Genomic DNA, 24,513 nt, shown 5'->3' on the forward strand with positions numbered 1-24,513 from the left:
GCGTCAATGCCTCGGTGGACCTACTCCGCCCTGGACCGCCAAGGCCGCCGCAGGCGGGGCGCGGTTGAAGGCGACAACCCGAAGCACGCGCGCGATCTATTGCGGGAGCAGGGCCTGCAGCCGCTGCAGTTGCGCCCTGCCACCCAGCGCGCCGCAATCCGCTTATGGCCCGGCAGGAAAAAACGCGCGATGAACAGCGATGCGCTGGCGCAAGTCTGCCGCCAGCTTGCTACGCTGCTGCGGGGCGGCCTGCCCCTGGACACAGCCTTGAAGGCGCTGGCGGAGCAAGGTTTGCGCCACAGCGCGGTGCTCACGGAAGTTCGCGCCCGAGTCCAGGAGGGCTACAGCTTCTCCGAGTCTTTGGACGCAGGGGGCCGCGTGTTTCCGGAACTGCTGGTCGCAACCGTGGGCGCGGGCGAGCGCATCGGGCGCCTGGAGGAAGTAATGGAGCGGCTGGCCGAACACTTCGAAAAGCGTCAGGCCTTGCGGCAGCAGGTACGGGCAGCGCTGGCCTATCCGATGGTGCTCGCCGCGCTGAGCTTGGGCATCGTGAGCCTGATGCTGATCTATGTTGTCCCCCAGGTCACGCCCGTGTTCGTGGACAGTGGTGTGGCATTGCCTATTCTTACGCAAGCGCTGCTGTCAGTAAGCGCTTTCGCAAACACATACGGCTGGCTTGCGCTGCTGGCCGCGGCCGGCGGCGGCGTGCTGCTTGCCCGGGCCATGCGCCTGCCGGCCGCGCGCTTGCGCCTCCACCGCCTGCTGCTCGCCGCACCACTGTTCGGGGCCTTCTCCCGGGAACTGAATTCGGCGCGGCTGATGCAATCATTGGCCACGCTCACCGGCGCCGGCGTATCGGTCTGGGAATCGCTAAGGGTGGCTGCGCGCATGTTGACTAGTCTGCCGATGCGCGAAGCCGCCATGACCGCTGCCGGAGAAGTCAGCGAAGGGGCGGCGGCAGCCGATGCGCTAAGCCGCAGCGGCCTTTTCCCGCCGCTATGTATTCAATTGATAGCCAGCGGCGAGGCCAGCGGCGAACTGCATCAGTTGCTGGGGCGCGCTGCGGAAACCCAGGAGCGGGAGCTATCGTCGCGCATCGACGCCATGACCTCCCTGCTCCAGCCCCTGCTGATCATGGTGGTGGGGGGCTTCGTACTGCTGATAGTGCTGGCCGTTCTGATGCCGATATTCGAAATGAACCGGCTCATCGGCTAATAGAGGAGAGCTGCTCGGACGAGCCATGCTTGAGCGGCAAACAATGCCACCGCTCTGGAACATAAGCCAGAGCCGCCGCGATGAGAGTATCGCGGCGGCTCTGTCAGGTGAGTCTGTCTATTTCTGCTGTGTTTGCTGGAACATGCGATCCATGCGTTCGCTGACCGCGTCCGCCGTAGCCTTCGCATCTTCCGCTGCTTCAGCCGCGCGTTCCGCCGTTGCAACAGCGCGGTCGACTGCGGCCGCAGTCTCCCGCTGGGCGGCTTCCATATCGCCGATTCTGCCCTCTATCGCGGAAAGACGGCTGCCAATGGAGGCAGCATCAGCATTGCTCTGGGCGGACATCCCCCCAGTGCAGCAGCCCGACAAAGCAACGGCAGTGGCAGGCGCCGCAAGCAGCATGACAAAAGGTCTGATCTTCTTCATTAGGTTCCCTGGCTCCCCAGCTAGTCAAAGGCGCCTGTTTTGGCGCACTGCGCGAATCTTCGCAAACCACCGAACAAAATGCAAGCGCTGCATGTTTTTTTGCACGTCCAAATCGGCTTTGCTATGCACTCGCCCCGCGAGCTCATCGCGACGCAGCCCTTGCTTCGGGTAGGGACGCCGAAATTCGCTCCGGTACGCCCTTGCGTTCGATCAGCGCGCGCTGCATGGCCGGAATATCCAGTTCCACGCGTGCCGCATAAGCAGACAGGCGCATACGGTTTATCAGCGCATCTATAGCCTGCGGCGAATACTCTTCGAGCGGCCTGTGTACCTCCACGTAGAGCTGCCCGTCGCGCCAGCCCACCTTGACGGGCTGATCCACGATCGCGACAGGAACCCCCACAGAGACCTGCGGAAACAGCCATTCGATGTCTTCCGGCAACATGCGCAAACAGCCGTGGGTAACCTGCATGCCCACCCCGCGCGGCCTGTTCGTGCCGTGAATCAGGTATCCGGGAGCCGAGAGGTTGATGGCGTAATCGCCCAGCGGATTATCGGGGCCTGGAGGAACGACGCGCGGCAACACTTCCCCGTCGGCCGCGTACTCTGCAATGATGGACTCCGGCGGCCGCCAGGTCGGCTTTGAACGCTTGCGCGTGACTCGCCAGTTGCCTAGCGGCGTCTTCCAGTCCATGCGGCCGATACTGATCGGGAATGTGGCGACCATGTCCTGCCCCTCTTCCCGGTAGTACATATAGAGCCGATACTCGGCAATATTCACGACCACACCCTGACGCGGCGCATTGGGTAAGACGAATGCGGTGGGCAACAACACCTGCTCGCCGTTTCTGGGCACCCAAAGATCGACGTCCGGATTGGCCTGCTGCATGTCGGCGAATCCAAGCCCGTTGCGGCGCGCCACGTCCAGCAGCGATTCCCGCCGGTCGGCGGCAATCCAGTGCGCCTGCCCCACAATCGTGACATTGGCGCCGGTGAGCAGAAAGTTCTCGGCCTGAGCCACGGGACCGGCCAGAATCCCGGCAAGCAGGACGAACAGCATTCGCTGCCTGACAGGCCGGATGCTACGCGGAACGCCTTGCATCAGAATTGCATCAAGCCGGCGGCCCAGGTAAGTCCGCCGCCGAAAGAGACCATCATTATGCGCTGGCCGCGCCGGATGCGCCCATCCCGCACCGCCACATCCAGCGCCAGAGGTATTGACGCGGCGCCTGTATTGCCATGGTCCTGCACCGTCAGGATCACGCGCTCGCCGGGCAGACCAAGCCGCTTGCCGATCGCCTGGATGATGCGGATATTCGCCTGATGGGGAATCAGCCAGTCGATGTCGCCGCGGGCGAGGCCATGCCGCTCCAGTAGCTGATCCACCGTGCCGCCCATGGTGCGCACCGCGATCTTGAACACTTCGCTGCCTTTCATGCGCACCGCCGCGCCGCCATCGCTGAATTGCCCGGGATTGCGCGACACACCGGAGCGGCTTCTCAGAATATCCACATAGGACCCGTCGGCGCCAAGGATAAAGCTCATCATGCCCGGCTCCGTGGCCGGTTCCAGGACAACCGCTCCAGCGCCGTCGCCAAACAACACGCAGGTCCCTCGGTCGTTCCAGTCGGTTATGCGCGAAAGCACCTCCACCCCCACCACCAGGGCCTTGTTGGCGCGCCCCAAACGAATCATTCCGTCCGCAATGCTCAGTGCATAGAGCCAGCCAGTGCAGGCGGCCTCGCAACTGAAAGCGCCGCACGGCGGGATGCCCAACGCGTCCTGCACCATGCAGCCCACGTTCGGAAACACCAGGTCGGGAGTCGTGGTGCCCACCACCACCAGGTCGATGTCCTGCGGCCGGCAATTTGCGGCCTGCAGCGCAGCGCGCGCCGCCGGAATCGCCAGGTCGGAACTTGCCTGCTCATCGGCCGCCAGGTGCCGGCGTTCCATGCCGGTGCGAGTCCGGATCCACTCGTCGGTGGTGTCCACCATCCGCTCCAGGTCCGCATTGGTCAGTATGCGCTCGGGCAGATAGCGCCCCGTGCCGGCAATTCGCGAGTACCGTAAACCGCTGACCGTTTCCATCAGGCGGCCATGTTGCTCCATAGTCCCTGAATGCGCTCGTTCATGCCTTTTTCCGCTTCGCGCATCGCCAGGTGGATGGCCTGCTGCCAACCGATCTCATTGCTCGATCCGTGGCTCTTGACCACGATTCCGTTCAGCCCGACCAGCGTGGCGCCGTTGTGGCGATTGGGATCGAGGCGTTTCTTGATGGCATAGAGGAAAGGCCAGCACGCCAGTCCGTAGGCGCGGGTCAGCCAACTGCTGCGCAGATAGGAGACCATCTGGCGATACGCGAATTGCGCCGATCCTTCCATGGTCTTCAGCGCAATATTGCCGGTGAAGCCATCGCAAACCACCACATCGGCACGGTGTTTGAACACGTCGTTGGGCTCCACAAAGCCCTGATAGTTCAGGTGGCTTTCGCTGAGCAGCGCATTCGCTGCCTGCACCGTTTCGATCCCCTTGATCTCCTCCTCGCCGTTATTGAGCAGCCGGATAGCAGGGTTCTCCACGCCATTGATCGAAGCAATCACCGAACCCATCACGGCAAACTGCAACAGATGCGTGGGCGTGCAAACCGGATTGGCCCCGAGATCCAGCATGTAGCAAACGCCTTGCATCGTGGGCAGCGCCACCAGGATCGCCGGGCGGTCGATGCCGGGAAGCATCCTCAGCAGCAGGCGGCCGGTGGCCATGAGGGCTCCGGTATTGCCGGCGCTGACACAGGCCTGAGCTTCCCCCGAACGCACCAACTCAACAGCCACCCGCATTGAGGACCGCTTCTTGCGGCGCAAGGCCTCCGACGGCGTGTCTTCCATTGAAACCACCTGGTCGGCATGATGAATTTCCACCCGGTTGGACTCCTTCCCCAGGCGCCCGCAATGGCGGCGCACAGTGTCGGCGTCACCCACCAGTATCAGCCGCAACTCGTCGCGGCTGCGCAGCATCTCCAGCGACGCGGGAACTGCGACGTCTGGACCTAGATCGCCACTCATGGCGTCCACCGCTATCGTGACGAATTTGCTCATGGGCTAGTCCGCATAGCTCACCGGCCGGGCCGGCTTCATGCCCAACAAGGGGATCCCGAGTCTGGCGCGCGGGACTCAGTCCTGCGCTTCCTCCTCGTCCACCTCGGGGGGCGGCGGAGTAATCTCGCGGCCGCGATAGTAGCCGTCGGGCGCCACGTGGTGCCGACGGTGCAGCTCCCCGGTTTCCGGATCCATCGACAGCGTCGGACGCCCCAGGGCATGATGCGAACGGCGCATGTTGCGGCGCGAACGTGATTTACGATTCTGTTGAACTGCCATGATTGTCCCCCTCGGAACTGGCCATCGGCACTGAATCCCGGCCTTGCCGCATCAAGGCGCCAAGACCCGCCAGCGGACGGCAGGAGCCGGACGCGGCTTGCGACCGTACCTCCCGCATCACCGCGCACTCGGAATGCGCCGGCGCCATCGGCAGGCTGGTCAGGATCTCATCTTCCAATATTGTACCCAGCACCAAGCCGGACGGGCCAGCCACAACAGTGTCGTACGGAGAAGCAACGTCCCTGATTTCGCTCTCGCCCCCCACCACGGTCAGCCGGCAGTCCACCTCCACCGGCCAGACGACCGGCCCCAGGCAGCGTCGGCACGGCAGTTGCAAGGAGCCGCATGCCCACAAGTGGATCTGCGGAAAACCCTCCAACCCCGGACGAAAGGACCAGCGCGCATCAATCTTGCGCCCCAGCCCGGCGCCCTCGCACATTTCCGCCAAGCGCGGCAACGCGCTCACCGCAAACGATGCTTCCACCAGGTGATTGCGAACGGCCCATTCGCGCAACTTGCGCATCGATACCGCGCCGAGCTGAACCACACTCCCTCCTTCCGCGGTCGAAAAGTCCGCAAAACGATGCGGACAGGGACTATGCGGCAGCTATCATAGGAAGCTGCACAAAAGCTGTCAATTCCGCGCATCCGCCGTCGTATTTCATGCCTGCCACGTTCGTTCTGGCGTCACAATCTCCATACAAGCGCAAGCTGCTTGCGCGGCTGCTCGGAGATTTCCGGACCGACCCTGCGAGCATAGACGAAAGCGCGCTGAACGACGAACGCCCGCGCGACCAGGCCCTGCGGCTGGCGCAAGAAAAGGCGCGCAAAGTGGCGCCTCGCCACCCTGGCGCATGGCTGATCGGAGCCGATCAGCTGGCCGAATTTGAAGGACGGCCGGTAGGCAAGCAGCAAACGCCGGAATTGGCGCGGGAAACTCTGCTGGCCTTCTCGGGCAAGCGGCTGGATTTTCACACGGCGATATGCGTGTTGACGCCCGATGGCGAAACGTTGACCCACTGCGACCTCACGGTGGCGCGCTTCCGGGAGCTGGATCATGCGCGGGTGGAGCGCTACCTCCAACTGGACGAGCCCTACGACTGCACCGCGGCCTTTCGCGCCGAGGGCGCCGCGCCAATGCTTCTGGATGCCTTGGAAACATCCGACACCACCGCAATCATCGGGCTTCCGTTGATGTGGCTGGCGTCGGTTCTGCCGCTTGACGCAGCCTGACCCGTCGCCTGCCGCCCGTCACTCGGCGTTGCGCGACGGGCGGTAACCGGACACTATGGGATAGCGCCAGTCGCGCCCGAAAGCACGTTGCGTTACGCGCACGCCCGGCGGCGCTTGCCGCCGCTTGTATTCGCTGATGCGGACCCGGTCCGCAACCTGCCGAACAACCTGCGGATCAAAACCGCGCTCGGCAATCCGGCCTACGGATAGATCTTCCATCATCAACGCATCCAGCACGCCGTCAAGCACCTCGTAAGGCGGCAGCGAATCGCTGTCGAGCTGGCCCGGCCGGAGCTCCGCCGTGGGTGGGCGCTCGATCACCCGTTCGGGAATCGCCGGCGAGAGCGTGTTGCGATAACGGGCCAGGCGATAGACGCGGGTCTTGGTGCAGTCCTTGAGCGGCGCGAAACCGCCCGCCATGTCGCCGTAGAGCGTCGCGTAGCCGACCGCATATTCGCTCTTGTTGCCGGTGGCCAGCACCAGGCGACGCTGTTTGTTGGAAATCGCCATCAGCAACATTCCGCGGCAGCGCGACTGGATGTTCTCCTCGGTCACATCTTCCGGCAGCCCCGCAAACTGCTCGGCCAGCGTTTCCCGCATCGCGTTCACCATGCCGGTAATGGGCAGCTCTTCGTATTGCACGCCCAAGGTGCGCGCCTGGCATTCCGCGTCTTCGCGACTGATCGATGCCGTGTAGCGGTAAGGCATCATCACGGCCAGCACCCTGTCCGCGCCCAGCGCATCCACCGCCACGGCGAGAGTCAGGGCGGAATCCACGCCGCCTGAAAGACCGAGCACCACGTGCGAGAAACCGCTCTTGCGCACGTAGTCCCGCACCCCGGTCACGAGCGCGGCATAGACCTCGCCTTCCTCGGACATCAAGGGCGCCACCTTGCCCTTGCGAGGCACTGCCGGCGCGTCCGTACGTGCCTCGAAATCGCAGAAAAAAAGCCCATCGGCAAACGCGGCCGCACGCAGGCAGACCTGCCCGGACGCATCGACTACGCAGGAGCCGCCATCGAAAACCAGTTCGTCCTGACCGCCCACCAGGTTGACGTAGGCCAGCGGCAACCTGATCTCCCGCGCCCGCTCTGCAAGCAGCGCCTCGCGCTGCGCTTGCTTGCCCAGCTCGTAAGGCGAGCCGTTGATTGCCACAACGAGCTGTGCGCCCGCTGCCGCCAGCCGCCTGGGCACGTCGGCCTCCCAAACGTCTTCGCAGACTGCCAGGCCCAGACGCAATCCACCCAATTCGGCGCAGCGCGCTTCCTCGCCCGGCGCAAAGTAGCGGCGTTCGTCGAACACACGATAGTTGGGCAACGCGTTCTTGCGATGCACGAGCAGCGAGCGCCCGTCATGCAGCAGCGCCGCGGCGTTGTAGCAGCGCCCATCCTCCCAGTGCGGATAACCGAGAACCACGGCCATTGCCCCGCAGGCCTCCCGGACCCGCTGCAGCCCGGCGCTCAAGTCCTCGCGCAAACCGGCATGAAACAGCAGGTCTTCCGGAGGATAGCCACACAGGGCCAGTTCCGGAAACGCCACCAACGCGGCCTTGCCGGCGCGGGCTTTTTCGATGGCGTCGAGGATGCGGGCCACATTGCCCGGCACGTCGCCTACCAGCAAGTCGAGTTGCGCCAGGGCGATCCTCATGGCGCGCGCTGACACACTAGGCGAGCGCTTTTGCCATGCTGCGCCCGATCTGGGCGGGCGAGCGGGTCACCGCAACGCCGGCGGCCTGCAAGGCTTCGTACTTGGCTTCGGCGGAGCCCTGCCCTCCGGCCACGATGGCTCCGGCGTGTCCCATGCGTTTCCCCGGTGGCGCCGTGACTCCGGCGATATAGGCCACCACCGGCTTCGTGACTTCGTGGCGAATGAAATCCGCCGCCTGTTCTTCGTCGGTGCCGCCGATTTCTCCAACCATCACGATGCCTTCCGTGCCGGGATCGCGTTCGAACATTTCCAGGCAGTCGATGAAATCAAGCCCGCGCACCGGGTCGCCGCCGATGCCCACGCAGCTCGATTGCCCCAAGCCGCAGGCAGTGGTCTGGTGCACCACCTCGTAGGTGAGCGTTCCGGAGCGCGAGATCACGCCCACTCGCCCCGGCTGGTGGATGAAACCGGGCATGATCCCCAACTTGCATTCACCGGGCGTGATGACGCCCGGGCAATTCGGGCCAACCAGCCGGCAATCGAAGGAACGCAACGCTGCCCTGACGCGCACCATGTCGAGCACCGGAACACCCTCAGTGATGCAGATCACCAAGCGAATACCGGCGGCGGCAGCGGCCATGATGGCGTCGGCGGCAGCGGCAGCCGGCACGAACACCAGACTGACGTCGGCTCCCGTGGCCCGCACCGCCTCCGGAACGGTGTCGTAAACCGGTAAACCGAGACATTCCTGACCACCTCGCCCAGGGGTAACCCCGGCCAGAATCCGGGTGCCGTAGCGCAGGCATTGCTCGGCGTGAAAGCGTCCTTGCCGACCGGTCAAACCCTGGCAGATTGCCCGGGTGGAAGCGTCCACGAGTATGCTCATACCGCCGCCTCAACCGCGATACGCGCCGCCTCGGCCAAGTCGGAGGCGGCGTTTATCTTCAGACCGCTCGCGTCCAGCATGGCGCGCGCCTTCTCGGCATTGGTTCCTTCGAGGCGGGCCACGACCGGCACCTCCACGCCAGCCTCCTGCACTGCCTGCAGAATGCCCTCGGCAATCACGTCGCAGCGCACGATGCCGCCGAATATATTCACCAGAATGGCGCGCACCTTGGGATTGGAGAGTATCAGGCGGAACCCGGCAGCGACCCGCTCGGCATCGGCAGCCCCGCCCACATCCAGAAAGTTGGCCGGCTCGCCGCCTTCCAGCTTGATCAGGTCCATGGTCGCCATCGCCAGTCCCGCGCCGTTCACCATGCAGGCAATCGATCCTTCCAGCGACACATAACTCAATCCCGCCTCGGCGGCGCGCCGCTCGAGTTCGTCCTCCTGGCCGGGATCGCGCAGGGCGGCAAGCTCGGGATGACGAAAAAGGGCGTTGTCGTCCAGACCGATCTTGGCGTCGAGGGCCAGCAACTCGTCCTCCGGCGTAACGACCAGCGGATTGATTTCCAGGAGACTTGCGTCGCAATCGACGAAAATGCGGTACAAGGTGGCGGAAAGCTCCTCCATCCGGCGGGCGAGTTGGCCTTCAAGCGCGAACACTCTGCACAACTGACGTCCGACGTAAGGCATTACCCCCACTGCCGGATGCACCTTGATCCGCGCGACTTTCTCCGGCGTCACGCGGGCTACTTCCTCGATATCCATTCCGCCCGCCGCGGAACCTACAAAACAAGCGCATTCGGCGGCCCGGTCGATCAGCACCGCCAGGTACAGCTCTCGGGCGATGCGGCAAGCCTTTTCGACATAGACCCTCTCTACCGGCAGACCCTCCGGACCGGTTTGCGGCGTTACCAGCCGGTTGCCGAGAAGGCCCTCGGCCGCCGAGCGCACCGCCTCGGGAGAATCGCAGACCACCACTCCGCCGCCCTTGCCGCGTCCGCCCGCATGCACCTGCGCTTTGACTACCCAGCGCTCTCCGCCCAAGTCGCGGGCGCACTGCTGCGCGGCATCCGGGGAGTCCGCGTCCAAGCCGGAGCCGGCCGGCACCTGGTAGCGGCGCAGCAACTCCTTGGCCTGATACTCGTGCAGGTTCACGGGGCGCATTTTAGAATCAATAGCGCCAAGGCGCGCAAGCGGGTGCTACCTGCGCAGTCTCTGCGGCGCAAGACAGCAAAACCCGCAACATTTGGAACGGCTGCGGATTTGCGGGCAAATGCGGACAGTTTCCAGCTTGCGCAGCGCTGCGACGCTCACTTATTCTGGCCGCGTTCTGCGCAAGGGAGGCTGGACGCCATGCACAACCGGACAAAAGGATTCACACTGGTCGAGTTGATGATCGTGATTGCGATCATCGGCATCCTCGCGGCGCTGGCGATACCGGCCTACCAGGACTACACCATACGCGCCCAGGTTCAGGAAGGCGTCTCGCTGTCCTTGCAAACGCGCAATGCGGTCACGGAAGCATTCATGACAACGGGCGCCGGTCCGGCCAATCGTACCGCGGCAGGGCTGAGCGCCGACAGCACAGACACACAGGGGCGCTACGTGACCTCGGTGGACATCATCGATAGCGAAGTAGTAGTCACCTTCGGCAACGAAGCCAACCGCCTGATCGCCGACGCCAGACTCTTCCTGACCCCATACATCGGCGAGGACGGCTCCAGTCTGGTCTGGCGTTGCGGCAATGCGCCCGCACCGGACGGCGAAGCGCTCGGCGCGGAAGAAGCCGCAACCGACTTGGAAAACGCCTACCTGCCGCAAACCTGCCGGTCCTGACCGCCGCCGAGAACGAAACTGGCCCGGCAATGGATTCCCGTCAGCCAGCCAGCGGGCTAGCGCGGCGGCTGGTGGCGCAAGGCATCGTAAGCGAAAGCACGATGCAGGCCGCAGAGCAGGAGCTCGAGCGTTCCGGCGGCAGCCTGGTCGCCAAGCTGGCCGAACGCAAGGACGCTGATCCGGGGCGCCTTGCCGGGGCGGTGGCCCACGAATTCGGGCTGCCCCTGCTGGACCTTGACCGGCTCGCCGAACTGCCGCCCGCGCCGACGCAACTCGACACGGAATTTTTTGCGTCCCGGCACCTGATACCACTGGCGGCCGATGCCCGCCGTCTTGTGCTGGGACTTGCCGACCCCGCGCGGATCACGAGTCTGGACGAAGCGCGGCAGCGCACCGGACTCGAGCCGCAAGCCGTGGTGGTCGAGTATCACAAGCTGACCGCGCGTCTCAAGGCGCCGGTTGCTGGGATGGCGGAGACCGGACCGCTGGCCACTGAGCTGCCGGTGCTGGAATTGGCTGGCGAAGCTGCTGATGACGAGGACCCGGCTACCGTTTCCCCGGCCGACGAAGGGCCGGTTGCGCGTTTCGTGAACGGGGTTTTGCTTGGCGCCATTCGGCAGGGCGCGTCCGACATTCACTTCGAACCCCACGAGAGCAGTTACCGGGTGCGCTTGCGCATTGACGGCCTGCTGCGGCTCGCGGCCCAGCCGCCGGCTGGGCTGGCAGCAAAGGTTTGCGCCCGACTCAAGGTCCTGGCGCGCCTGGACATCGCCGAAAGGCGTGCTCCTCAGGACGGCCGGATGCGGATGCGGCTCACCGATGGCCGCGGCGCCGACTTGCGCATGAGCACGCTACCGACGCTGCACGGGGAGAAAGTGGTGGTGCGCATCCTTGATTCAGGCGCCGCGCTGCCCCCACTCGACGAACTCGGCATGAACCAGCGGCAGCAGCGCGATTTCGAGGCGGCGCTGGCGCAGCCGCAGGGCATGATATTGGTGACCGGCCCGACCGGCAGCGGCAAGACCGTAACGCTCTACGCGGCGCTGTCGCGCCTGAATGTGCTGGAGCGCAACATCAGCGCGGTCGAGGATCCTGTCCGGGTTCAGACACATGTGGGACTGGTGCCGAAGTGATGGCGGGGTGGTTTCTGCTCTGATGGGGCGGGAACGGCGCAGCTCTTTTCCGCAGGGAGCGTAGCGACGCAAGGAAAAGAGGTGCGCCCCGGCGCTCGCCGGGGCGCGGGTTCGGTTAGCCTTTGTTTTTCCAACAAACAAAAAGGAGCCGAACCATGCAAATCAAGTCCCTGGGGATGAAACGTGTGCGCATGGACGATACCACGCCGGGCGATGCATTTGAGCGCTTACGCAAGATCGAGACCTATCGGGAGTTACGCGCAGAGGGGTGCAGCGAGGCCGCGGCTCTGCGCGCGGTCGGCTGGTCCCGATCCACCTATTACCGCTGGCAGGCGCGCTACCGTTCTCAAGGCGTGAAGGGGCTGGCAGCCAAAAGCCGCCGCCCGAGACGCACCCATCCCGCGCGCTGGACGCGGGCCCAGGAATGGGCCGTATGGCGGATGCGCAAGCACTATCCGTTCATGGGCAAGCGGCGCCTTAAGGTGATGCTGGATCGCGAAGGAATCCTCCTGTCGGAATCGACCATTGGACGGATCCTCGTCAAGGGCGTATGCCTGCGCCGGATCACGCCGTGCGCGTTCTGCCGCGGGCGGGTGACGGCCAAGCGAAGGCGCAACTTCGCCAACGGACACGCCCAGCGCTGGCGTCCCGGCGTGAAGGCCGCTCAGCCCGGCGAGTGGGTGCAGATCGATCACATGAGTGTGTCGCGCGACGGCGATACGCTCAAAGAGTTCAAGGCCGTCTGCCCGGTCAGCAAACAACTGGTCGTGCGCGTGTATTCCCGGGCTACCGCCAACAACGCCCGGCGCTTCTTGCAAGCAGTCCGAACCGAACTGCCCTGTCCGCTGCAATCCCTGCAAGTCGATGGCGGCGCCGAGTTCCGCGCCGAGTTCGAAGACGCCTGCCAGACGCTCCAAATCCCCCTCGCCGTACTGCCACCCAAAAGCCCCCAGCTCAACGGCGTCGTCGAACGCGCCAACGACAGCTCAAAAACCGAGTTCTGGAACCTCTACAGCGGACAACTCACCGTCAAGGACGCCGCACCCGCCTTGGCACAATACCAGCACTTCTACAACCATGTCCGACCTCACTACGCCCTGGACTTGCTCACACCAATGCAATACCTTCGAAAATACAGGACAGCCGAACACGCTCAGTCCCATATGTCGTGAACCGGTACAGATCCTTGCGAAATTCAGCTCCCGGGCGTAAACTAGGTGAATGTAAACCGCGCTGCCGGGCTGACTTTCTCAAGTACATTGCGCGCGTTCCTGCGCCAGGACCCGGACGTCATCATGGTGGGCGAGATGCGCGACGCCGAGACCGCCGCCATCGGCATGCGCGCCGCGCATACCGGACACCTCGTGCTCTCCACCTTGCACACCGAAGATGCGCCCGCCACACTGGCGCGCCTGCGCGACCTCAAGGTTTCCGCCTACGCGGCCGCATCGGTGCGCCTTATCGTGGCCCAGCGTCTGGCGCGGCGCCTGTGCCCAGAGTGCCGCCAGAGCTACAACCCCAAGCCCCAGGAACTTCGCGAACAAGGCATTGCCCAGGAAGCGCTCCCCGCCGGGACGCATTTGTTCCGCCGCAGCAGTTCGCTGGTCTGCCGCCACTGCGTAGATGGCTATCGCGGGCGCGTGGGCCTGTTTCAGGTAATGCCTATCTCCACCGCCCAGCAGGAACTGATCCTGAACGGGGCGCCGGCTATGGAAATTGAAGCGCAGGCGGCTTTGGAAGGTATCGCAGACTTGAGGGCTTCCGGCTGGGAACTGGTGCGCCAAGGCGTCACCAGCGTCGAAGAAGTCAAACGCGTCATCGCAGCTGGGCCGGCGGCCTACGACCCGGCCGGAAACTGAATTGGCCTTGCGCGGCTACCAGTGGGAGGGCCGCTCGCGGGACGGTCGCCTGCTCAAGGGCGCGCAGCGCAGTGGCAGCGCGGCGCAAGTGCGCGCCAGCCTGCAGCGCGATGGCGTCACCCCGCTACGCATCCGCGCCAAGCGTCTCGCGCGCGGCCAGCGCCGCCCCGTGAAGCCGGCCGACATGGCAGCCATGATTCGCGAGCTTGCGACCGTGCTGGAAGCCGGTCTACCGGTAGTCCAGGCGCTGGAAATCACCGCCGAAGGCCAGAACCTGGCACGCTTGCAGGAGCTGCTGGAAGCCTTGTCCCGCGATGTGGCCGCCGGTAGCGCACTGAGCGAAGCAATGCAGCGGCAACGCAAGCATTTCGACAGCATGCATGTGAGTCTCGTCGCGGCCGGCGAAAGCTCGGGGCGGCTGCCGGAGTTGCTAGCCAGTCTGGCGATCTGGCTGGAACGCCGCGAGCGGATACGCAGGAAAATCGCCTCGGCCCTGAGCTACCCGCTTGCCGTGCTGGGCATAGCCGTAGTCGTGGTTGGCCTGATGCTCGTCTACGTAGTGCCGGAATTCGAACGCATGTTCGCGAGTTATGGCGCGGCGCTGCCGCCCTTGACACGATTCGTGGTAGCCATGTCGGAAGGCGCGCGCGGCAGCGGTCTCGCCTGGGCAATCGCAGCCGGCGCCGTAATCGGTGCGCTGGCCTGGGCGCGCAAGCGCATCCGTGGCGCGCGGGGCCTTGAAGATCGCCTCAAACTGCGCCTGCCCTTTATCCGGGGCATCGTTGCGCGCGCCGCACTGGCCCGGTTCATGCGCACACTAGCCACGCTGTTGCAAGCCGGTCTGCCTGCGGTAGAAGCCCTCAATGCCGCCGCCGGCGCCTGCGGCAACCGCGTCTATGAGCAAGCCATGAAACGCGCCGGGGAAGAGCTTGCCGCCGGCCAGGGGTTGCGAGCCGCGATGGCATACATTGCGGCCTTGCCGCCGGGTCTGGCGCGCATGATGGGCGTTGGGGAAGAAACCGGACGGCTTGGAGAAATGTGCACACACCTCGCCGACCGCTACGACGAAGAGCTGCAAAGCGCCGCCGATCGCATGGGCGCCCTTCTCGAACCCCTGCTCATGACGATCCTCGGGATATTGATCGGCGGCTTGGTGCTGGCCATGTACCTGCCGATTTTCGGCATGGGCTCCGTGATATGAGCGGGTCCACATCACGGGCGCGGCACTGCTCCGAACGCTTGCGGGCATCTGCAGCCGCGCGCCTGTTGGCATTATCCTAACCGGCGCATTCCTACGGCCACGGCAAGAGGGCTCGCGCCAAAACGAAATGAACTTGCTTTGGGAGCTCAACCTGGAGCCGCCGCTGCCCTTGTGGACTGGCGTCTTCGCATTGCTGATCGGGCTGATCCTGGGCAGCTTTGCCGGCATGTTGGCCTATCGGCTGCCGCGCGGCCTGCCGCTGGACAAGCCCGGTTCATTCTGCCCCGCGTGCCGAAAACCGGTCGGATTCCAGCGCAACCTGCCGCTGGTCAGCTATGCGCTCTTGCGGGGCCGCTGTGCGCGCTGCGGCCATCGTATCCACTGGCGCTACCCGCTGAGCGAAGGGCTATGCGCCTTGCTGGCATTGGCTTGCTGGAGTATCTACGGCGCCGGGCTTCACGCTTGGGTGGCCTTGCTCGTGTGTGCGACGCTGGTTTGCCTGGCCCTGATCGACCTGGAACACGGCCTGCTGCCCGACCGACTCACGCTCGGCCTGCTTTGGGCGGGACTGGCCTTCAGCCTGGTCCCGCAGCAAGTCCTTGCAGCCAGCCTTCTGGAACTGCCGTTTCCCGCGCCCCGACAAGCGGTGGCCGGCGCGATTGCAGGCTACGCGGCGCTATGGGCAATCAACCAGCTATGGAGAATATTGCGCAAGCGCGATGGGCTGGGCCGGGGCGACATGAAACTCGTCGCTGCCCTCGGGGCCTGGACCGGCATCAGCGGATTGCCGTTGATCGTGGGCCTGTCGGCCTGGGCGGGCCTGGCCGTGGGGCTGACACTCATCGTCCGCGGCCGCGCAACATTGAGCCATCCGCTCCCGTTCGGGCCGTTTCTTGCTGCCGGTGGGATGATTGCAATTCTGTGGGGGCCGAAAGCCTGGCTGGCCTTGGCTCCCGGCGCCACCCTGGGGCTGACGGGAATATGAGCAAGCGATTCACAGTTGGGCTGACGGGCGGAATCGCCAGCGGCAAGAGCGTCGTGGCGAGCCGCCTGGAGGAACTGGGGGCGGCGGTGGTGGACATGGATGTGATCGCCCGCGAGCAGACGGCGCCGGGCATGCCCGCACTGGATTTGATTGCGCGTGAGTTCGGACCGGAAATGATTGCGGCCGACGGATCACTCGACCGGGCGCGGCTGCGCGAACGGGTGTTCGGCACGCCGGCGGCGCGCAAGCGGCTGGAAGCGATTCTGCACCCAAGAATCAGAAAGGCGGCTTGGGAACAGGCCGCGACGGCTCCGGGGAGCTACCTGGTGATGGTAATTCCGCTGCTGGCGGAAACCGGGATTACCACCGGCCTGGACCGTGTGCTGGTGATCGATGCGCCCCGGGAAAAGCAGGTAGAAAGGCTTCGGCGCCGTGACGGCTCGACGCATCAGCAAGCGCGAGAGATCCTCGCTTCGCAAGCCAGCCGCCGGCAACGCTGCGCGCTGGCCGACGACGTGATCCTCAACGACGCCGGGCTGCCGGAGCTGTTGGAAGAAACCGAAAAACTCCATCGCCTCTACCTGCGCATCAGGCCGAGCCAGGGCGAGCAAGATTCGCCCGGGCGCGCCGCAGGGGACGCAGCGCGTCCGTCAACAGACTCCTGAAAGCCCCTCGGGCGAACGCTCTACCGACCGGAATCTGGTTTCGCTTTGACGGTCTGCTCAATGAGCAGGTCAACAAGCGGGCGGTCGGCGGGAAGGAATCCCAGTTCGCCGAGACGTTCCGGAAACTCCCAGGCCAGCTCCTGCTGCTCGCATCCGAGCGGGGCGCCCGCGTAGTCATTCACCAGGTAGAAATGCAGCTCGATCAATCGATCCGGATATGCCTGCTTGTAGCACATGAGTGGAGAAGCTTGCCGCACCACAATCCCTAGCTCCTCGCGCAACTCGCGATCCAGCGTCTGGCGAGGCGTCTCGACAGCGCGCATCTTGCCGCCGGGAAACTCCCAAGCGCCGCCCATGTGCTTGTCCGGCGGCCGCCGCGCAATCAGCACACGGCCGTCGCTTCGCCTGATTACACCGGCTGCCACGCGCACTTTTTCCATGCCGGGAAAGCCCTACACCGCGCGCCGCGCCGACCGGCCTAGGGACACTGCCGGCCAGGTGCATAATGGAGGTGACATAGAGCGTTAATCGAATGGAGAAACAGAATGCAGCTTAACTTGAGCGGACACCACTTGGAAATCACGCCGCGAACGAGAGACTACGCAGAGAGCAAGTTCCAGCGAATTCAGCGTCATTTCAGCCGCATCACCCAAATCCATTGCATCTTGTCGGCGGAGAAGTCAGGCTACAAGGCGGACGCCACCGTGCATCTCAGTCAAGGGCGGCTGCACGCCGATGCAGCGGGACGCGACCTGCGGGCCACGGTCGATGACCTGGTGGAAAAACTGGACCGGCAGGTACTGCGGCACAAGGAAAAACTGCACGATCATCATGCCCGTGAAGCGGCCCATCATGGGCTAAGCTGAACGGCGCGCGCGGCCCCGCCATTTGGGGGACTAGAACAGCAGCAGGCTGGCAAGGCCCAGGAAGGCCGCAAAGCCGATTACATCGGTAATGGTGGTCAGCACCACGCCGCCCGCCAGAGCCGGATCGACATTTATACGCCGCAAGACCAACGGCACCAATACGCCCGAAGCCGCGGCGGCCAGCAGGTTGATCGCAATCGCGGCGCCGGCTATGAGCGCCACTTCCAGATTGCTGAACACGCCGAAGGTAACCAGCGCCACAACCACGGCCCAGCCCACGCCGTTGAGCAGCCCCACCGCCAGTTCCTTGTAGAGCAGCCAGCGCACGTTGGAATTCTGAACCCGGCCTTGCGACAGCCCGCGCACCATCAGGGTGAGCGTCTGGCTGCCCGCAATCCCACCCATGCTGGCAACCACCGGCAGCAGCACGGCCAGCAAGGCCACCCTTTCGACCGCCGGCTTGAACCACGCGACCACGCCGGCGGCCAAGAGCGCGGTAACCAGGTTCAACCCCAGCCAGAGCGTACGCCGCCCGGTGCTGACCGCCACCGGCGCAAACATGTCGTCGTCTTCATCAAGCCCCACAGAGCCCAGAATCTCGCGGTCGGTCTGTTCGCGCAGCGCGTCCACGACATCATCCGCGGTGATCTGCCCGATCAGCCTGCCGTTGTCGTCAACTACCGCCGCGACCGAACTGTCGATGCTCTGAAATTGAAGAATCACGTCGGAGGCCGGCGTGTTGCAATGAATGGGGCGCGCTTCGGTATCCATCAAGCCGGCCACCGTTGCATCGGGAGCCCCGCCCAGCAGGTCGCGGACCTGCAGCACGCCAAGGTAGCGCTTCTCGCGGTCCACGACGTAAACGCAATAGAGGTCTTCGGGCAACGTGGGATGCGCGCGCAACTGCGCAAGCACACCGTCCAGTGTCGTCTCCGGTTGCACCGACACCGTTTCCGGCGCCATGAGACCGCCCGCCGAATCGGGCGGAAACGTGAGCACCGAACGGAGCAGTTGCCGTTCGTCCTGGTCGAGCGAACGAATAATGCGTTCGGTAATGTCGGCGGGCAGGTCCGCGACAAGATCCGCGAGATCGTCGAGCGCCAGACCTTCGGCGGCGTCCACGAGAGCTGCCGATTCCATGCCGGCCATGATCTGAGAGCGAACTTCATCGTTGAGCTCGACGAGGATCTCGCCCTCGTCCTCTTCATCGACGAGTTCCCAGGCCAGAGGGCGCCGCGCAGGCGGCAGGGATTCCAGCAGAAGTGCGGCTTCGCCCGGGCTCAGCGCATGGACGAGACGCCGCAGGCGCGGCTCGGGGTCCGCCGCCAGCAGCGCGCGCAGCGCTTCCCGGCGCGAAGAATCGTGCGCTTGCTCAGGCATCTTGTTTCGCCCGTCTCGTTCATGGCCAAGACCATTCTACCGAACTCGGCGGAATTCAGAATTCGAGAGGCAGAACCGTTAGTGAGTCGGTGTGCCCCGACACCCCCGTGATGGCGCCCTTGGTAATGATGACCAGGTCGCCCGCCTCAAGGCCGGCCGCTGCCCTGAGCCGATCGAAAATGGCCCGGAACAGCTTGTCGGCCTGGGTTTCGGTAACGTCGAACTGCAAAGGCACCACGCCGCGATAGAGCGTCACGCGGCGCTGCGTCGCGGTGTGCCGCGTGAGGGCGAAAATCGGAATATCGGCGCGAATGCGTGACATCCAAAGGGCAGTCGCTCCCGACTCGGTGAGCGCCACAATGGCCCGAACATCCATGTGATTGGCGGCATACATGGCGGCCTTGGCGATTCCTTCGTCCACGCGCTCGAAGTTGCCCTCGGTGACCGGGCTGGCTTCGCGGCGCGCCGGCATCCAGGCTTCCGCGCCCTCGCATATGGAAGCCATGGCGGCCACGGCTTCGGAAGCATATTCGCCCACCGCGCTTTCCGCCGACAGCATCACCGCGTCGCTGCCGTCCATCACCGCGTTGGACACATCCGAAACTTCGGCGCGCGTGGGCACCGGGCGGTCGATCATCGATTCCATCATCTGCGTGGCCGTAATCACCACGCGGTGCCGGTCGCGGGCGCGCCGGATAATGGACTTCTGCAGGCCGATCAGGCCCTCGTAGCCGGTCTCTATTCCGAGGTCGCCGCGCGCCACCATCACGGCATCCGCGGCGTCCAGAATTTCGTCGAGATTGTCGAGCGCTTCCGAGCGTTCGATCTTGGCGATGATATGGGCCGAACCACCGGCGTCGTGAATCAGTTGGCGCGCCGTGCGGATGTCCTCTCCGTCACGAACGAAGGACACGGCGATCCAATCCAGGCCCGCTTCCGCCGCCAGCTTTAGATCGGCACGGTCTTCTTCTGTCAGAGCGGGCGCCGACAGCAAGCCGCCGCCAAGCTTGTTGACCCCCTTCTGATCGGACACCACGCCGCCATGCACAACCCGGCAGTGCACGCGCCGGCCCCGGATCCGCTGCACGCGAAGTTCCACGTTACCGTCGTCCAGCAGCAGCGTATCGCCTGCAACGACATCCTCGGCCAGCGTCGCAATGTTCAGCCCCACGCCGCTCTCGTCGCCGGCTTCGCCGTCGAGGCTGGGATCCAGAAAAAACTCGCCGCCGTCCTCCAGCCGCGCGGATCCGCTTCGAAAGCCCGCTATGCGGATCTTCGGCCCCTGCAGGTCGCCCAGCAGTCCCACGCAACGCCCCAGCTTTTCCGCCATGGCGCGCGCTTCATCTATGCGCCGCCGGCGAACATCCCAGCCGCCATGCGAAAAGTTGAGCCGCAGGACATCGGCGCCGCTCTCCATCACGCCACGCAATACCTCCGGCTGGTCCGTGGCGGGCCCGAGAGTCGCAATAATCTTGGTGCGGCGCATACCCATCGCATCATACACGGCGGGCATTTCAAACCGCGCGTTCGGCGCTGCGCTGAAGCGCGGAAATCGCCGGTAGTTCGCTTCCTTCCAGCCAGGCAAGCATGGCCCCTCCGCCCGTGCACAAGTGATCCGGACCCGCGGCCAGACCCATATCGTCCAACGCGCGCAATGTGTCGCCGCCACCGGCCACGCGATACGCCGTGCTGACCGCTACGGCCTGCGCCACCCTGCGGGTGCCGGCCGAAAACGCTTCGATCTCGAACAAACCCAGCGGCCCGTTCCAGATCACCGTGCCGGCCCCGGCAATCGCCTCGGCGTAGCGTTCGGCGGTTTCCGGGCCGATGTCGAGAATCATCTCGTCCGGCCCCACCCCAGCAATGTCGGCGATACGAGCCGCCTGTGCTTGTTGCGGCGAAGGCGCCAGCACGACGTCGGTCGGCAACAGCAGTTCCGCTCTGCCCGACAGCGCCTCCAAGGCTTGCGGATAAAGCTCGGGTTCCGCCAGAGACAAGCCGAGCGGCACGCCGGTCGCACCCAGCAAGGTATTGGCAATGGCCCCGCCAGGTATCAGGAGGTCGGCCTTGGCGGCCAACGAACGCAGTACGCCGAGTTTCCCGGTAATCTTGGCGCCGCCAACGATGGCCAGCAGTGGACGGGCGGGATCGGCAAAGGCCGCTTCCAGAGCCGCAAGTTCGGACAGCAGCAAGGGGCCGGCGCAGGCCTCGCGCGCAGCCAGCGTTACCGCATGAACGCTGGCATGGGCGCGGTGGGCGCTGGCGAAGGCATCCATGACATAGAGGTCGCACAAGGCCGCCATGCGCCTGCCGAGTTGCGCCGAATCTTCCTTTTCGCCCGCATTGAAGCGCGCGTTCTCGCACAGCGCCACCTGGCCGGGCCGGACATCCACCCCTGCCAACCATTCACGATGCAATGGCACGGGCATGCCCAGCGCGCGGCCGAGTTCTTCGGCCACCGGCGCCAGCGAATAACGGGCATCGAAAGTTCCCTCTTCAGGCCGCCCCAGGTGCGAAACCACGATGACCGCGGCGCCGCGGCGCAGACAATCGCGAATTGCGGGCAGAGCCGCTTCGATGCGCTGCCCGTTGGCAACCCGGCCGTTTCCCAGGGGGACGTTCAGGTCCGCGCGAATCATCACCCGCCGGCCGGTCACTTCGGCGGCGGCGAGCGCGGGCAGCGCGGTCACGGCGCCTTGAGCAGCGCCATCGTAGTGTCGAGCATGCGGTTGGCGAAACCCCATTCGTTGTCGTACCAGGAGCACACCTTGACCAGCTTGCCACCCAGCACTTTCGTCATGCCGCTGTCGTAAACCGACGAATAGGGGCAGTGATTGAAGTCGGACGACACCAGGGGTTCGTCGTTGACCGCCAGCACACCCTGCAGTTCGCCGGCCGCGGCGGTTCGCATGGCCGCATCGATTTCTTCCACGGACGTCGCGCGCGAAGCCGCAAACGTGAGGTCCACAAGGGACACGTTGATGGTGGGAACGCGCACCGAAAAGCCGTCCAGCCGGCCATCAAGTTCCGGTAGCACCAGGCCCACGGCCGCGGCCGCGCCGGTCTTGGTTGGAATCATCGACTGGGTGGCCGAACGCGCGCGCCGCAAATCCTTGTGAAAGACATCCGTGAGCACCTGGTCGTTGGTGTAGCTATGCACCGTGTTCATGATGCCGTGCTCGATCCCCACCGCCTCGTGCAGCACCTTGGCCATGGGCGCGAGGCAATTGGTGGTGCACGAAGCGTTGGATACCAGCTTGTGACTGGAGCGCAGCACCTGGTGGTTGACGCCGTAAACCACGGTCGCGTCGATATCCTTCCCGGCCGGCGCCGAAATCACCACCCGCCCAGCGCCGGCCTCAAGATGGGCCTTCGCTTTCTCGCGGCTGCCAAAAAGCCCCGTGCATTCCAGCACCGCGTCCACGCCCAGTTCCGCCCAGGGCAATTGCCCGGGATTGCGCTCCGCCAATACGCGGATCCGGTCGCCGTCGATCTCCAGAGCGTCACCGTCCACGTCCACGCGGTGGCCGAAACGCCCATGCGCCGTGTCGTAGCGTGTCAGGTGCGCATTGGCCTCTGTGTCGCCCAGGTCGTTGATAGCAACAACTTGCATTGCGCCGCGATGCGGCCCTTCGTAGAGCGCGCGCAGAACGCAACGCCCGATTCGTCCATACCCGTTGATTGCGATTCTTGCGGTCACTTGTTTGCCTCGGTTTGACTAAGTCTTGTTAACGCCATGCGACGCCGCTCTGCCGGGCACTAGGGCCTGTGGTCGCGGGTCTCGGCGATGGATTCGCGGGCCAGCGCCGCCATCGCTTCGGCCGTAAATCCGAAATGTTCGAAAAGCTGGGCGCCGGGCGCCGATTCGCCGTAACGGGTGAGCGCAAGAATGCGCCCGCAAGGACCGGCAATGCCGGACCAGCCTCTCGGCACGCCGGCCTCCGCCACCACCCGAGCGCGCACCTTGTCCGGCAGCACGGACTCGCGATAGCTGGCGTCCTGCTGCATGAATACATAAACGCATGGCATCGAAACCACCCGGGCGGCGATGCCTTCGTTTTCCAGCAAGGCCGCCGCGGCCACCGCCAACTGCACCTCTGAGCCCGTTGCGATCAATAGCACGTCGGGTTCATCCGAGCGCTCTCTGACCAGCACGTAACCGCCGCGCGCCACATCCGCCAACTGCTCCGCACTGCGCGGCTGCGACGGCAAGCCCTGGCGCGACAGCGCCAAGCTGGTAGGCCCGTCCTCGCGTTCGATCGCCGCGCGCCAGGCCACAGCCGTCTCTGCCGCATCGCAAGGCCGCCAAACGCGCATGTTGGGAATAATGCGCAGGGACTCCAGGTGCTCTATCGGCTGATGCGTTGGGCCGTCTTCGCCGAGACCGATGGAGTCGTGCGTGAATACGAATATGCAGCGCTGGCGCATCAGCGCCGCCATGCGCAGCGCGTTGCGTTGGTAGTCGGAAAAGGTCAGAAAGGTGCCGCCGTAGGGAATGAACCCCCCGTGCAGAGCCATTCCGTTCAGCATCGCGCCCATGGCGAATTCGCGTACGCCGAAATACACGTAGTTGCCGCCGCCGTCCGGTGCAACATCGACGCTGCCCGAGTGCCGCGTGCAGTTCGAGCCGGTCAGATCGGCCGAACCGCCCACCAGTTCCGGAAGCGTTGGCGCGAAGGCCTCGAGAGCGCCCAGCGAGGACTTGCGGGTGGCTTCCGTCTTGTTCTGCGCGGCGATCTTCTCTATCGCGGCCAGCGCGCGGGGTTGCCAGCCTTCCGGCAGCCGCCCTTGCATGCGGCGTTCGAACTCGGCCGCCAACTCGGGATGGGCGCTCTTGTAGGCGGCAAACCGCTGCCTCCAGTTCTCAACCTTCGCCTCGCCGCTCGCGCGGATATCCCAGCCGCGACGTACCGACGCGGGAATCTCGAACGGAGGGTGCGGCCAGTCCAGCGCCTCGCGCGCCGCCGCTATCTCCGCGTCGCCAAGCGGCGCGCCGTGGGTCGCCGCAGTGCCCTGCTTGCCGGGGGCCCCGAAACCGATGATGGTGCGGGCGCAAATCAGGCTCGGTCGATTGCGCTCCGCAACGGCCTGATCGAAAGCCTCCTTCAGCGCCTGAGGATCATGTCCGTCCACCGCATCAACCACGTGCCAGCCATAGGCCTCGAACCGCTTCGGCGTATCGTCGCGAAACCAGCCCTGCACCTCGCCGTCGATCGAAATGCCGTTATCGTCGTAGATGCAGATCAGCTTGCCCAGGCGCAGCACCCCAGCCAACGAGCAGGCCTCGTGCGAGATGCCTTCCATCAGGCAGCCGTCGCCCAACAAAACCCAGGTCTTGTGGTCCACGATCCTATGCCCGGGACGGTTGAACTCCGCGGCCAGCAGGCGTTCCGCCAAGGCCATGCCCACAGCGTTTGCCAGGCCCTGCCCGAGTGGCCCCGTGGTAGTTTCCACGCCGATCTCCACGTTGTACTCCGGATGCCCGGCGGTATGCGAGCCGAGCTGCCGAAAAGCCTTTATCTGCTCCAAGTCCAGCGGATATCCGGCCAGGTGGGCCGCGGCATACAACAGCATCGAGCCGTGACCGTTGGATAACACGAGGCGGTCGCGGTCCACCCATCCCGGCTCCCCCGGAGCTACTTCGAGATAGTCCGAATATAAGAGTTCGGCTATATCCGCCATGCCCATGGGCATGCCGGGATGCCCGGAATTGGCCCGCTGCACGGCGTCCATGGCCAGAACGCGCAAGGCGTTTGCGCGCTTGCGGCGAGCCGGCGGCGGTGTTTCAGGTTTGCCGGTTTGCAT

Annotated in this window: 25 protein-coding genes; 10 read left to right on the forward strand and 15 right to left on the reverse strand. The window is 64.9% G+C overall.

Features of this window, described 5'->3' with window-relative positions:
- Positions 1-6 precede the first annotated feature (6 nt).
- A complete protein-coding gene (locus ACWCOO_RS07490) occupies positions 7-1,215 on the forward strand; it encodes a type II secretion system F family protein (RefSeq protein ID WP_446830376.1) in 1,209 nt (402 codons plus the stop codon).
- Between the two features lie 117 nt (positions 1,216-1,332).
- Here ACWCOO_RS07490 and ACWCOO_RS07495 read toward each other — a convergent pair whose 3' ends face one another.
- From ACWCOO_RS07495 to ACWCOO_RS07520, 6 genes are all read right to left on the reverse strand, one after another.
- Positions 1,333-1,641, reverse strand: a complete 309-nt coding sequence (locus tag ACWCOO_RS07495) for an alanine-zipper protein (protein WP_446830377.1) — start codon at positions 1,639-1,641, stop codon at positions 1,333-1,335.
- 142 nt (positions 1,642-1,783) lie between these two features.
- Positions 1,784-2,701, reverse strand: coding sequence for a L,D-transpeptidase family protein (locus ACWCOO_RS07500; RefSeq protein ID WP_446830378.1), 918 nt, complete (start codon positions 2,699-2,701; stop codon positions 1,784-1,786).
- A 41-nt stretch (positions 2,702-2,742) separates the two neighbouring features.
- Positions 2,743-3,750, reverse strand: a complete 1,008-nt coding sequence (locus ACWCOO_RS07505) for a beta-ketoacyl-ACP synthase III (RefSeq protein ID WP_446830379.1) — start codon at positions 3,748-3,750, stop codon at positions 2,743-2,745.
- The gene (gene plsX, locus ACWCOO_RS07510; protein WP_446830380.1) at positions 3,729-4,736 is read right to left on the reverse strand and encodes a phosphate acyltransferase PlsX; all 1,008 of its coding nucleotides are present in this window, start codon (positions 4,734-4,736) and stop codon (positions 3,729-3,731) included. Before plsX ends, ACWCOO_RS07505 begins: the two co-directional genes overlap by 22 nt.
- Positions 4,737-4,811: 75 nt before the next feature.
- Complete coding sequence (gene rpmF, locus ACWCOO_RS07515) at positions 4,812-5,015, reverse strand: 50S ribosomal protein L32 (RefSeq protein ID WP_446830381.1); 204 nt, start codon at positions 5,013-5,015, stop codon at positions 4,812-4,814.
- Positions 4,993-5,562: a YceD family protein gene (locus ACWCOO_RS07520; protein WP_446830382.1), complete on the reverse strand. Its 570-nt coding sequence runs from the start codon at positions 5,560-5,562 to the stop codon at positions 4,993-4,995. Before ACWCOO_RS07520 ends, rpmF begins: the two co-directional genes overlap by 23 nt.
- A gap of 116 nt (positions 5,563-5,678) precedes the next feature.
- Here ACWCOO_RS07520 and ACWCOO_RS07525 point away from each other — a divergent pair, with 116 nt between their 5' ends.
- A complete protein-coding gene (locus ACWCOO_RS07525) occupies positions 5,679-6,248 on the forward strand; it encodes a Maf family protein (protein ID WP_446830383.1) in 570 nt (189 codons plus the stop codon).
- 18 nt (positions 6,249-6,266) lie between these two features.
- Here the strand turns inward: ACWCOO_RS07525 and ACWCOO_RS07530 are convergent, their stop codons facing one another.
- Genes ACWCOO_RS07530 through sucC form a run of 3 tightly spaced genes read right to left on the reverse strand, consistent with a single transcriptional unit; the run spans position 6,267 to position 9,938 of the window.
- Positions 6,267-7,895 carry an NAD+ synthase gene (locus ACWCOO_RS07530; RefSeq protein WP_446830384.1) on the reverse strand — a complete coding sequence of 543 codons (1,629 nt, stop codon included), beginning with the start codon at positions 7,893-7,895 and terminating at the stop codon, positions 6,267-6,269.
- A 16-nt stretch (positions 7,896-7,911) separates the two neighbouring features.
- On the reverse strand, positions 7,912-8,781 hold the full coding sequence (gene sucD / locus ACWCOO_RS07535; protein ID WP_446830385.1) for a succinate--CoA ligase subunit alpha: 870 nt from the start codon (positions 8,779-8,781) through the stop codon (positions 7,912-7,914).
- Positions 8,778-9,938 carry an ADP-forming succinate--CoA ligase subunit beta gene (sucC, locus tag ACWCOO_RS07540; protein WP_446832017.1) on the reverse strand — a complete coding sequence of 387 codons (1,161 nt, stop codon included), beginning with the start codon at positions 9,936-9,938 and terminating at the stop codon, positions 8,778-8,780. Before sucC ends, sucD begins: the two co-directional genes overlap by 4 nt.
- Before the next feature lie 198 nt (positions 9,939-10,136).
- On the opposite strand from sucC, the gene ACWCOO_RS07545 reads away from it, so the two are divergent.
- From ACWCOO_RS07545 to coaE, 7 genes are all read left to right on the forward strand, one after another.
- Entirely contained in the window at positions 10,137-10,619 is a 483-nt protein-coding gene (locus tag ACWCOO_RS07545; RefSeq protein ID WP_446830386.1) for a pilin, read from the forward strand.
- 29 nt (positions 10,620-10,648) lie between these two features.
- Positions 10,649-11,752: a GspE/PulE family protein gene (locus tag ACWCOO_RS07550; RefSeq protein ID WP_446830387.1), complete on the forward strand. Its 1,104-nt coding sequence runs from the start codon at positions 10,649-10,651 to the stop codon at positions 11,750-11,752.
- A gap of 155 nt (positions 11,753-11,907) precedes the next feature.
- A complete protein-coding gene (locus tag ACWCOO_RS07555; protein WP_446830388.1) occupies positions 11,908-12,924 on the forward strand; it encodes a helix-turn-helix domain-containing protein in 1,017 nt (338 codons plus the stop codon).
- 45 nt (positions 12,925-12,969) lie between these two features.
- Positions 12,970-13,611: a GspE/PulE family protein gene (locus ACWCOO_RS07560; RefSeq protein WP_446830389.1), complete on the forward strand. Its 642-nt coding sequence runs from the start codon at positions 12,970-12,972 to the stop codon at positions 13,609-13,611.
- Between the two features lie 7 nt (positions 13,612-13,618).
- Complete coding sequence (locus ACWCOO_RS07565) at positions 13,619-14,812, forward strand: type II secretion system F family protein (RefSeq protein ID WP_446830390.1); 1,194 nt, start codon at positions 13,619-13,621, stop codon at positions 14,810-14,812.
- Positions 14,813-14,939: 127 nt separating this feature from the next.
- Complete coding sequence (locus tag ACWCOO_RS07570) at positions 14,940-15,797, forward strand: prepilin peptidase (protein ID WP_446830391.1); 858 nt, start codon at positions 14,940-14,942, stop codon at positions 15,795-15,797.
- Positions 15,794-16,462: a dephospho-CoA kinase gene (coaE, locus tag ACWCOO_RS07575; protein ID WP_446830392.1), complete on the forward strand. Its 669-nt coding sequence runs from the start codon at positions 15,794-15,796 to the stop codon at positions 16,460-16,462. Before ACWCOO_RS07570 ends, coaE begins: the two co-directional genes overlap by 4 nt.
- Before the next feature lie 20 nt (positions 16,463-16,482).
- Here coaE and mutT read toward each other — a convergent pair whose 3' ends face one another.
- Positions 16,483-16,902, reverse strand: coding sequence for an 8-oxo-dGTP diphosphatase MutT (gene mutT / locus ACWCOO_RS07580; RefSeq protein ID WP_446830393.1), 420 nt, complete (start codon positions 16,900-16,902; stop codon positions 16,483-16,485).
- Between the two features lie 105 nt (positions 16,903-17,007).
- On the opposite strand from mutT, the gene hpf reads away from it, so the two are divergent.
- Complete coding sequence (gene hpf / locus ACWCOO_RS07585) at positions 17,008-17,328, forward strand: ribosome hibernation-promoting factor, HPF/YfiA family (protein WP_446830394.1); 321 nt, start codon at positions 17,008-17,010, stop codon at positions 17,326-17,328.
- A gap of 30 nt (positions 17,329-17,358) precedes the next feature.
- On the opposite strand, the gene mgtE is transcribed toward hpf, so the two are convergent.
- From mgtE to tkt, 5 genes are read right to left on the reverse strand one after another with little or no spacing between them, the layout of a single operon-like run.
- Entirely contained in the window at positions 17,359-18,708 is a 1,350-nt protein-coding gene (gene mgtE / locus ACWCOO_RS07590; RefSeq protein WP_446830395.1) for a magnesium transporter, read from the reverse strand.
- Between the two features lie 55 nt (positions 18,709-18,763).
- Positions 18,764-20,221: a pyruvate kinase gene (gene pyk, locus ACWCOO_RS07595; protein WP_446830396.1), complete on the reverse strand. Its 1,458-nt coding sequence runs from the start codon at positions 20,219-20,221 to the stop codon at positions 18,764-18,766.
- Position 20,222: 1 nt separating this feature from the next.
- Positions 20,223-21,398 (reverse strand): phosphoglycerate kinase, encoded by a 1,176-nt coding sequence (locus tag ACWCOO_RS07600; protein ID WP_446830397.1) that lies wholly within the window; start codon positions 21,396-21,398, stop codon positions 20,223-20,225.
- Entirely contained in the window at positions 21,395-22,408 is a 1,014-nt protein-coding gene (gene gap / locus ACWCOO_RS07605) for a type I glyceraldehyde-3-phosphate dehydrogenase (RefSeq protein ID WP_446830398.1), read from the reverse strand. The genes ACWCOO_RS07600 and gap overlap by 4 nt, the downstream gene beginning before the upstream one ends.
- 59 nt (positions 22,409-22,467) lie before the next feature.
- A complete protein-coding gene (tkt, locus tag ACWCOO_RS07610; RefSeq protein ID WP_446830399.1) occupies positions 22,468-24,513 on the reverse strand; it encodes a transketolase in 2,046 nt (681 codons plus the stop codon).

This window comes from Candidatus Foliamicus sp. (assembly GCF_965221325.1).
Taxonomy (GTDB): domain Bacteria; phylum Pseudomonadota; class Gammaproteobacteria; order Steroidobacterales; family Foliamicaceae; genus Foliamicus.

What these genes read in the sequence shown, in the direction of transcription:
- ACWCOO_RS07490 (WP_446830376.1), top strand. Translation starts at nt 7, where the DNA reads ATGCCTCGGTGGACCTACTCCGCCCTGGACCGCCAAGGCCGCCGCAGG.
- ACWCOO_RS07495 (WP_446830377.1), bottom strand. Translation starts at nt 1,641, where the DNA reads ATGAAGAAGATCAGACCTTTTGTCATGCTGCTTGCGGCGCCTGCCACT.
- ACWCOO_RS07500 (WP_446830378.1), bottom strand. Translation starts at nt 2,701, where the DNA reads ATGCTGTTCGTCCTGCTTGCCGGGATTCTGGCCGGTCCCGTGGCTCAG.
- ACWCOO_RS07505 (WP_446830379.1), bottom strand. Translation starts at nt 3,750, where the DNA reads ATGGAGCAACATGGCCGCCTGATGGAAACGGTCAGCGGTTTACGGTAC.
- plsX (WP_446830380.1), bottom strand. Translation starts at nt 4,736, where the DNA reads ATGAGCAAATTCGTCACGATAGCGGTGGACGCCATGAGTGGCGATCTA.
- rpmF (WP_446830381.1), bottom strand. Translation starts at nt 5,015, where the DNA reads ATGGCAGTTCAACAGAATCGTAAATCACGTTCGCGCCGCAACATGCGC.
- ACWCOO_RS07525 (WP_446830383.1), top strand. Translation starts at nt 5,679, where the DNA reads ATGCCTGCCACGTTCGTTCTGGCGTCACAATCTCCATACAAGCGCAAG.
- ACWCOO_RS07530 (WP_446830384.1), bottom strand. Translation starts at nt 7,895, where the DNA reads ATGAGGATCGCCCTGGCGCAACTCGACTTGCTGGTAGGCGACGTGCCG.
- sucD (WP_446830385.1), bottom strand. Translation starts at nt 8,781, where the DNA reads ATGAGCATACTCGTGGACGCTTCCACCCGGGCAATCTGCCAGGGTTTG.
- ACWCOO_RS07545 (WP_446830386.1), top strand. Translation starts at nt 10,137, where the DNA reads ATGCACAACCGGACAAAAGGATTCACACTGGTCGAGTTGATGATCGTG.
- ACWCOO_RS07550 (WP_446830387.1), top strand. Translation starts at nt 10,649, where the DNA reads ATGGATTCCCGTCAGCCAGCCAGCGGGCTAGCGCGGCGGCTGGTGGCG.
- ACWCOO_RS07555 (WP_446830388.1), top strand. Translation starts at nt 11,908, where the DNA reads ATGCAAATCAAGTCCCTGGGGATGAAACGTGTGCGCATGGACGATACC.
- ACWCOO_RS07570 (WP_446830391.1), top strand. Translation starts at nt 14,940, where the DNA reads ATGAACTTGCTTTGGGAGCTCAACCTGGAGCCGCCGCTGCCCTTGTGG.
- coaE (WP_446830392.1), top strand. Translation starts at nt 15,794, where the DNA reads ATGAGCAAGCGATTCACAGTTGGGCTGACGGGCGGAATCGCCAGCGGC.
- mutT (WP_446830393.1), bottom strand. Translation starts at nt 16,902, where the DNA reads ATGGAAAAAGTGCGCGTGGCAGCCGGTGTAATCAGGCGAAGCGACGGC.
- hpf (WP_446830394.1), top strand. Translation starts at nt 17,008, where the DNA reads ATGCAGCTTAACTTGAGCGGACACCACTTGGAAATCACGCCGCGAACG.
- mgtE (WP_446830395.1), bottom strand. Translation starts at nt 18,708, where the DNA reads ATGCCTGAGCAAGCGCACGATTCTTCGCGCCGGGAAGCGCTGCGCGCG.
- pyk (WP_446830396.1), bottom strand. Translation starts at nt 20,221, where the DNA reads ATGCCCGCCGTGTATGATGCGATGGGTATGCGCCGCACCAAGATTATT.
- tkt (WP_446830399.1), bottom strand. Translation starts at nt 24,513, where the DNA reads ATGCAAACCGGCAAACCTGAAACACCGCCGCCGGCTCGCCGCAAGCGC.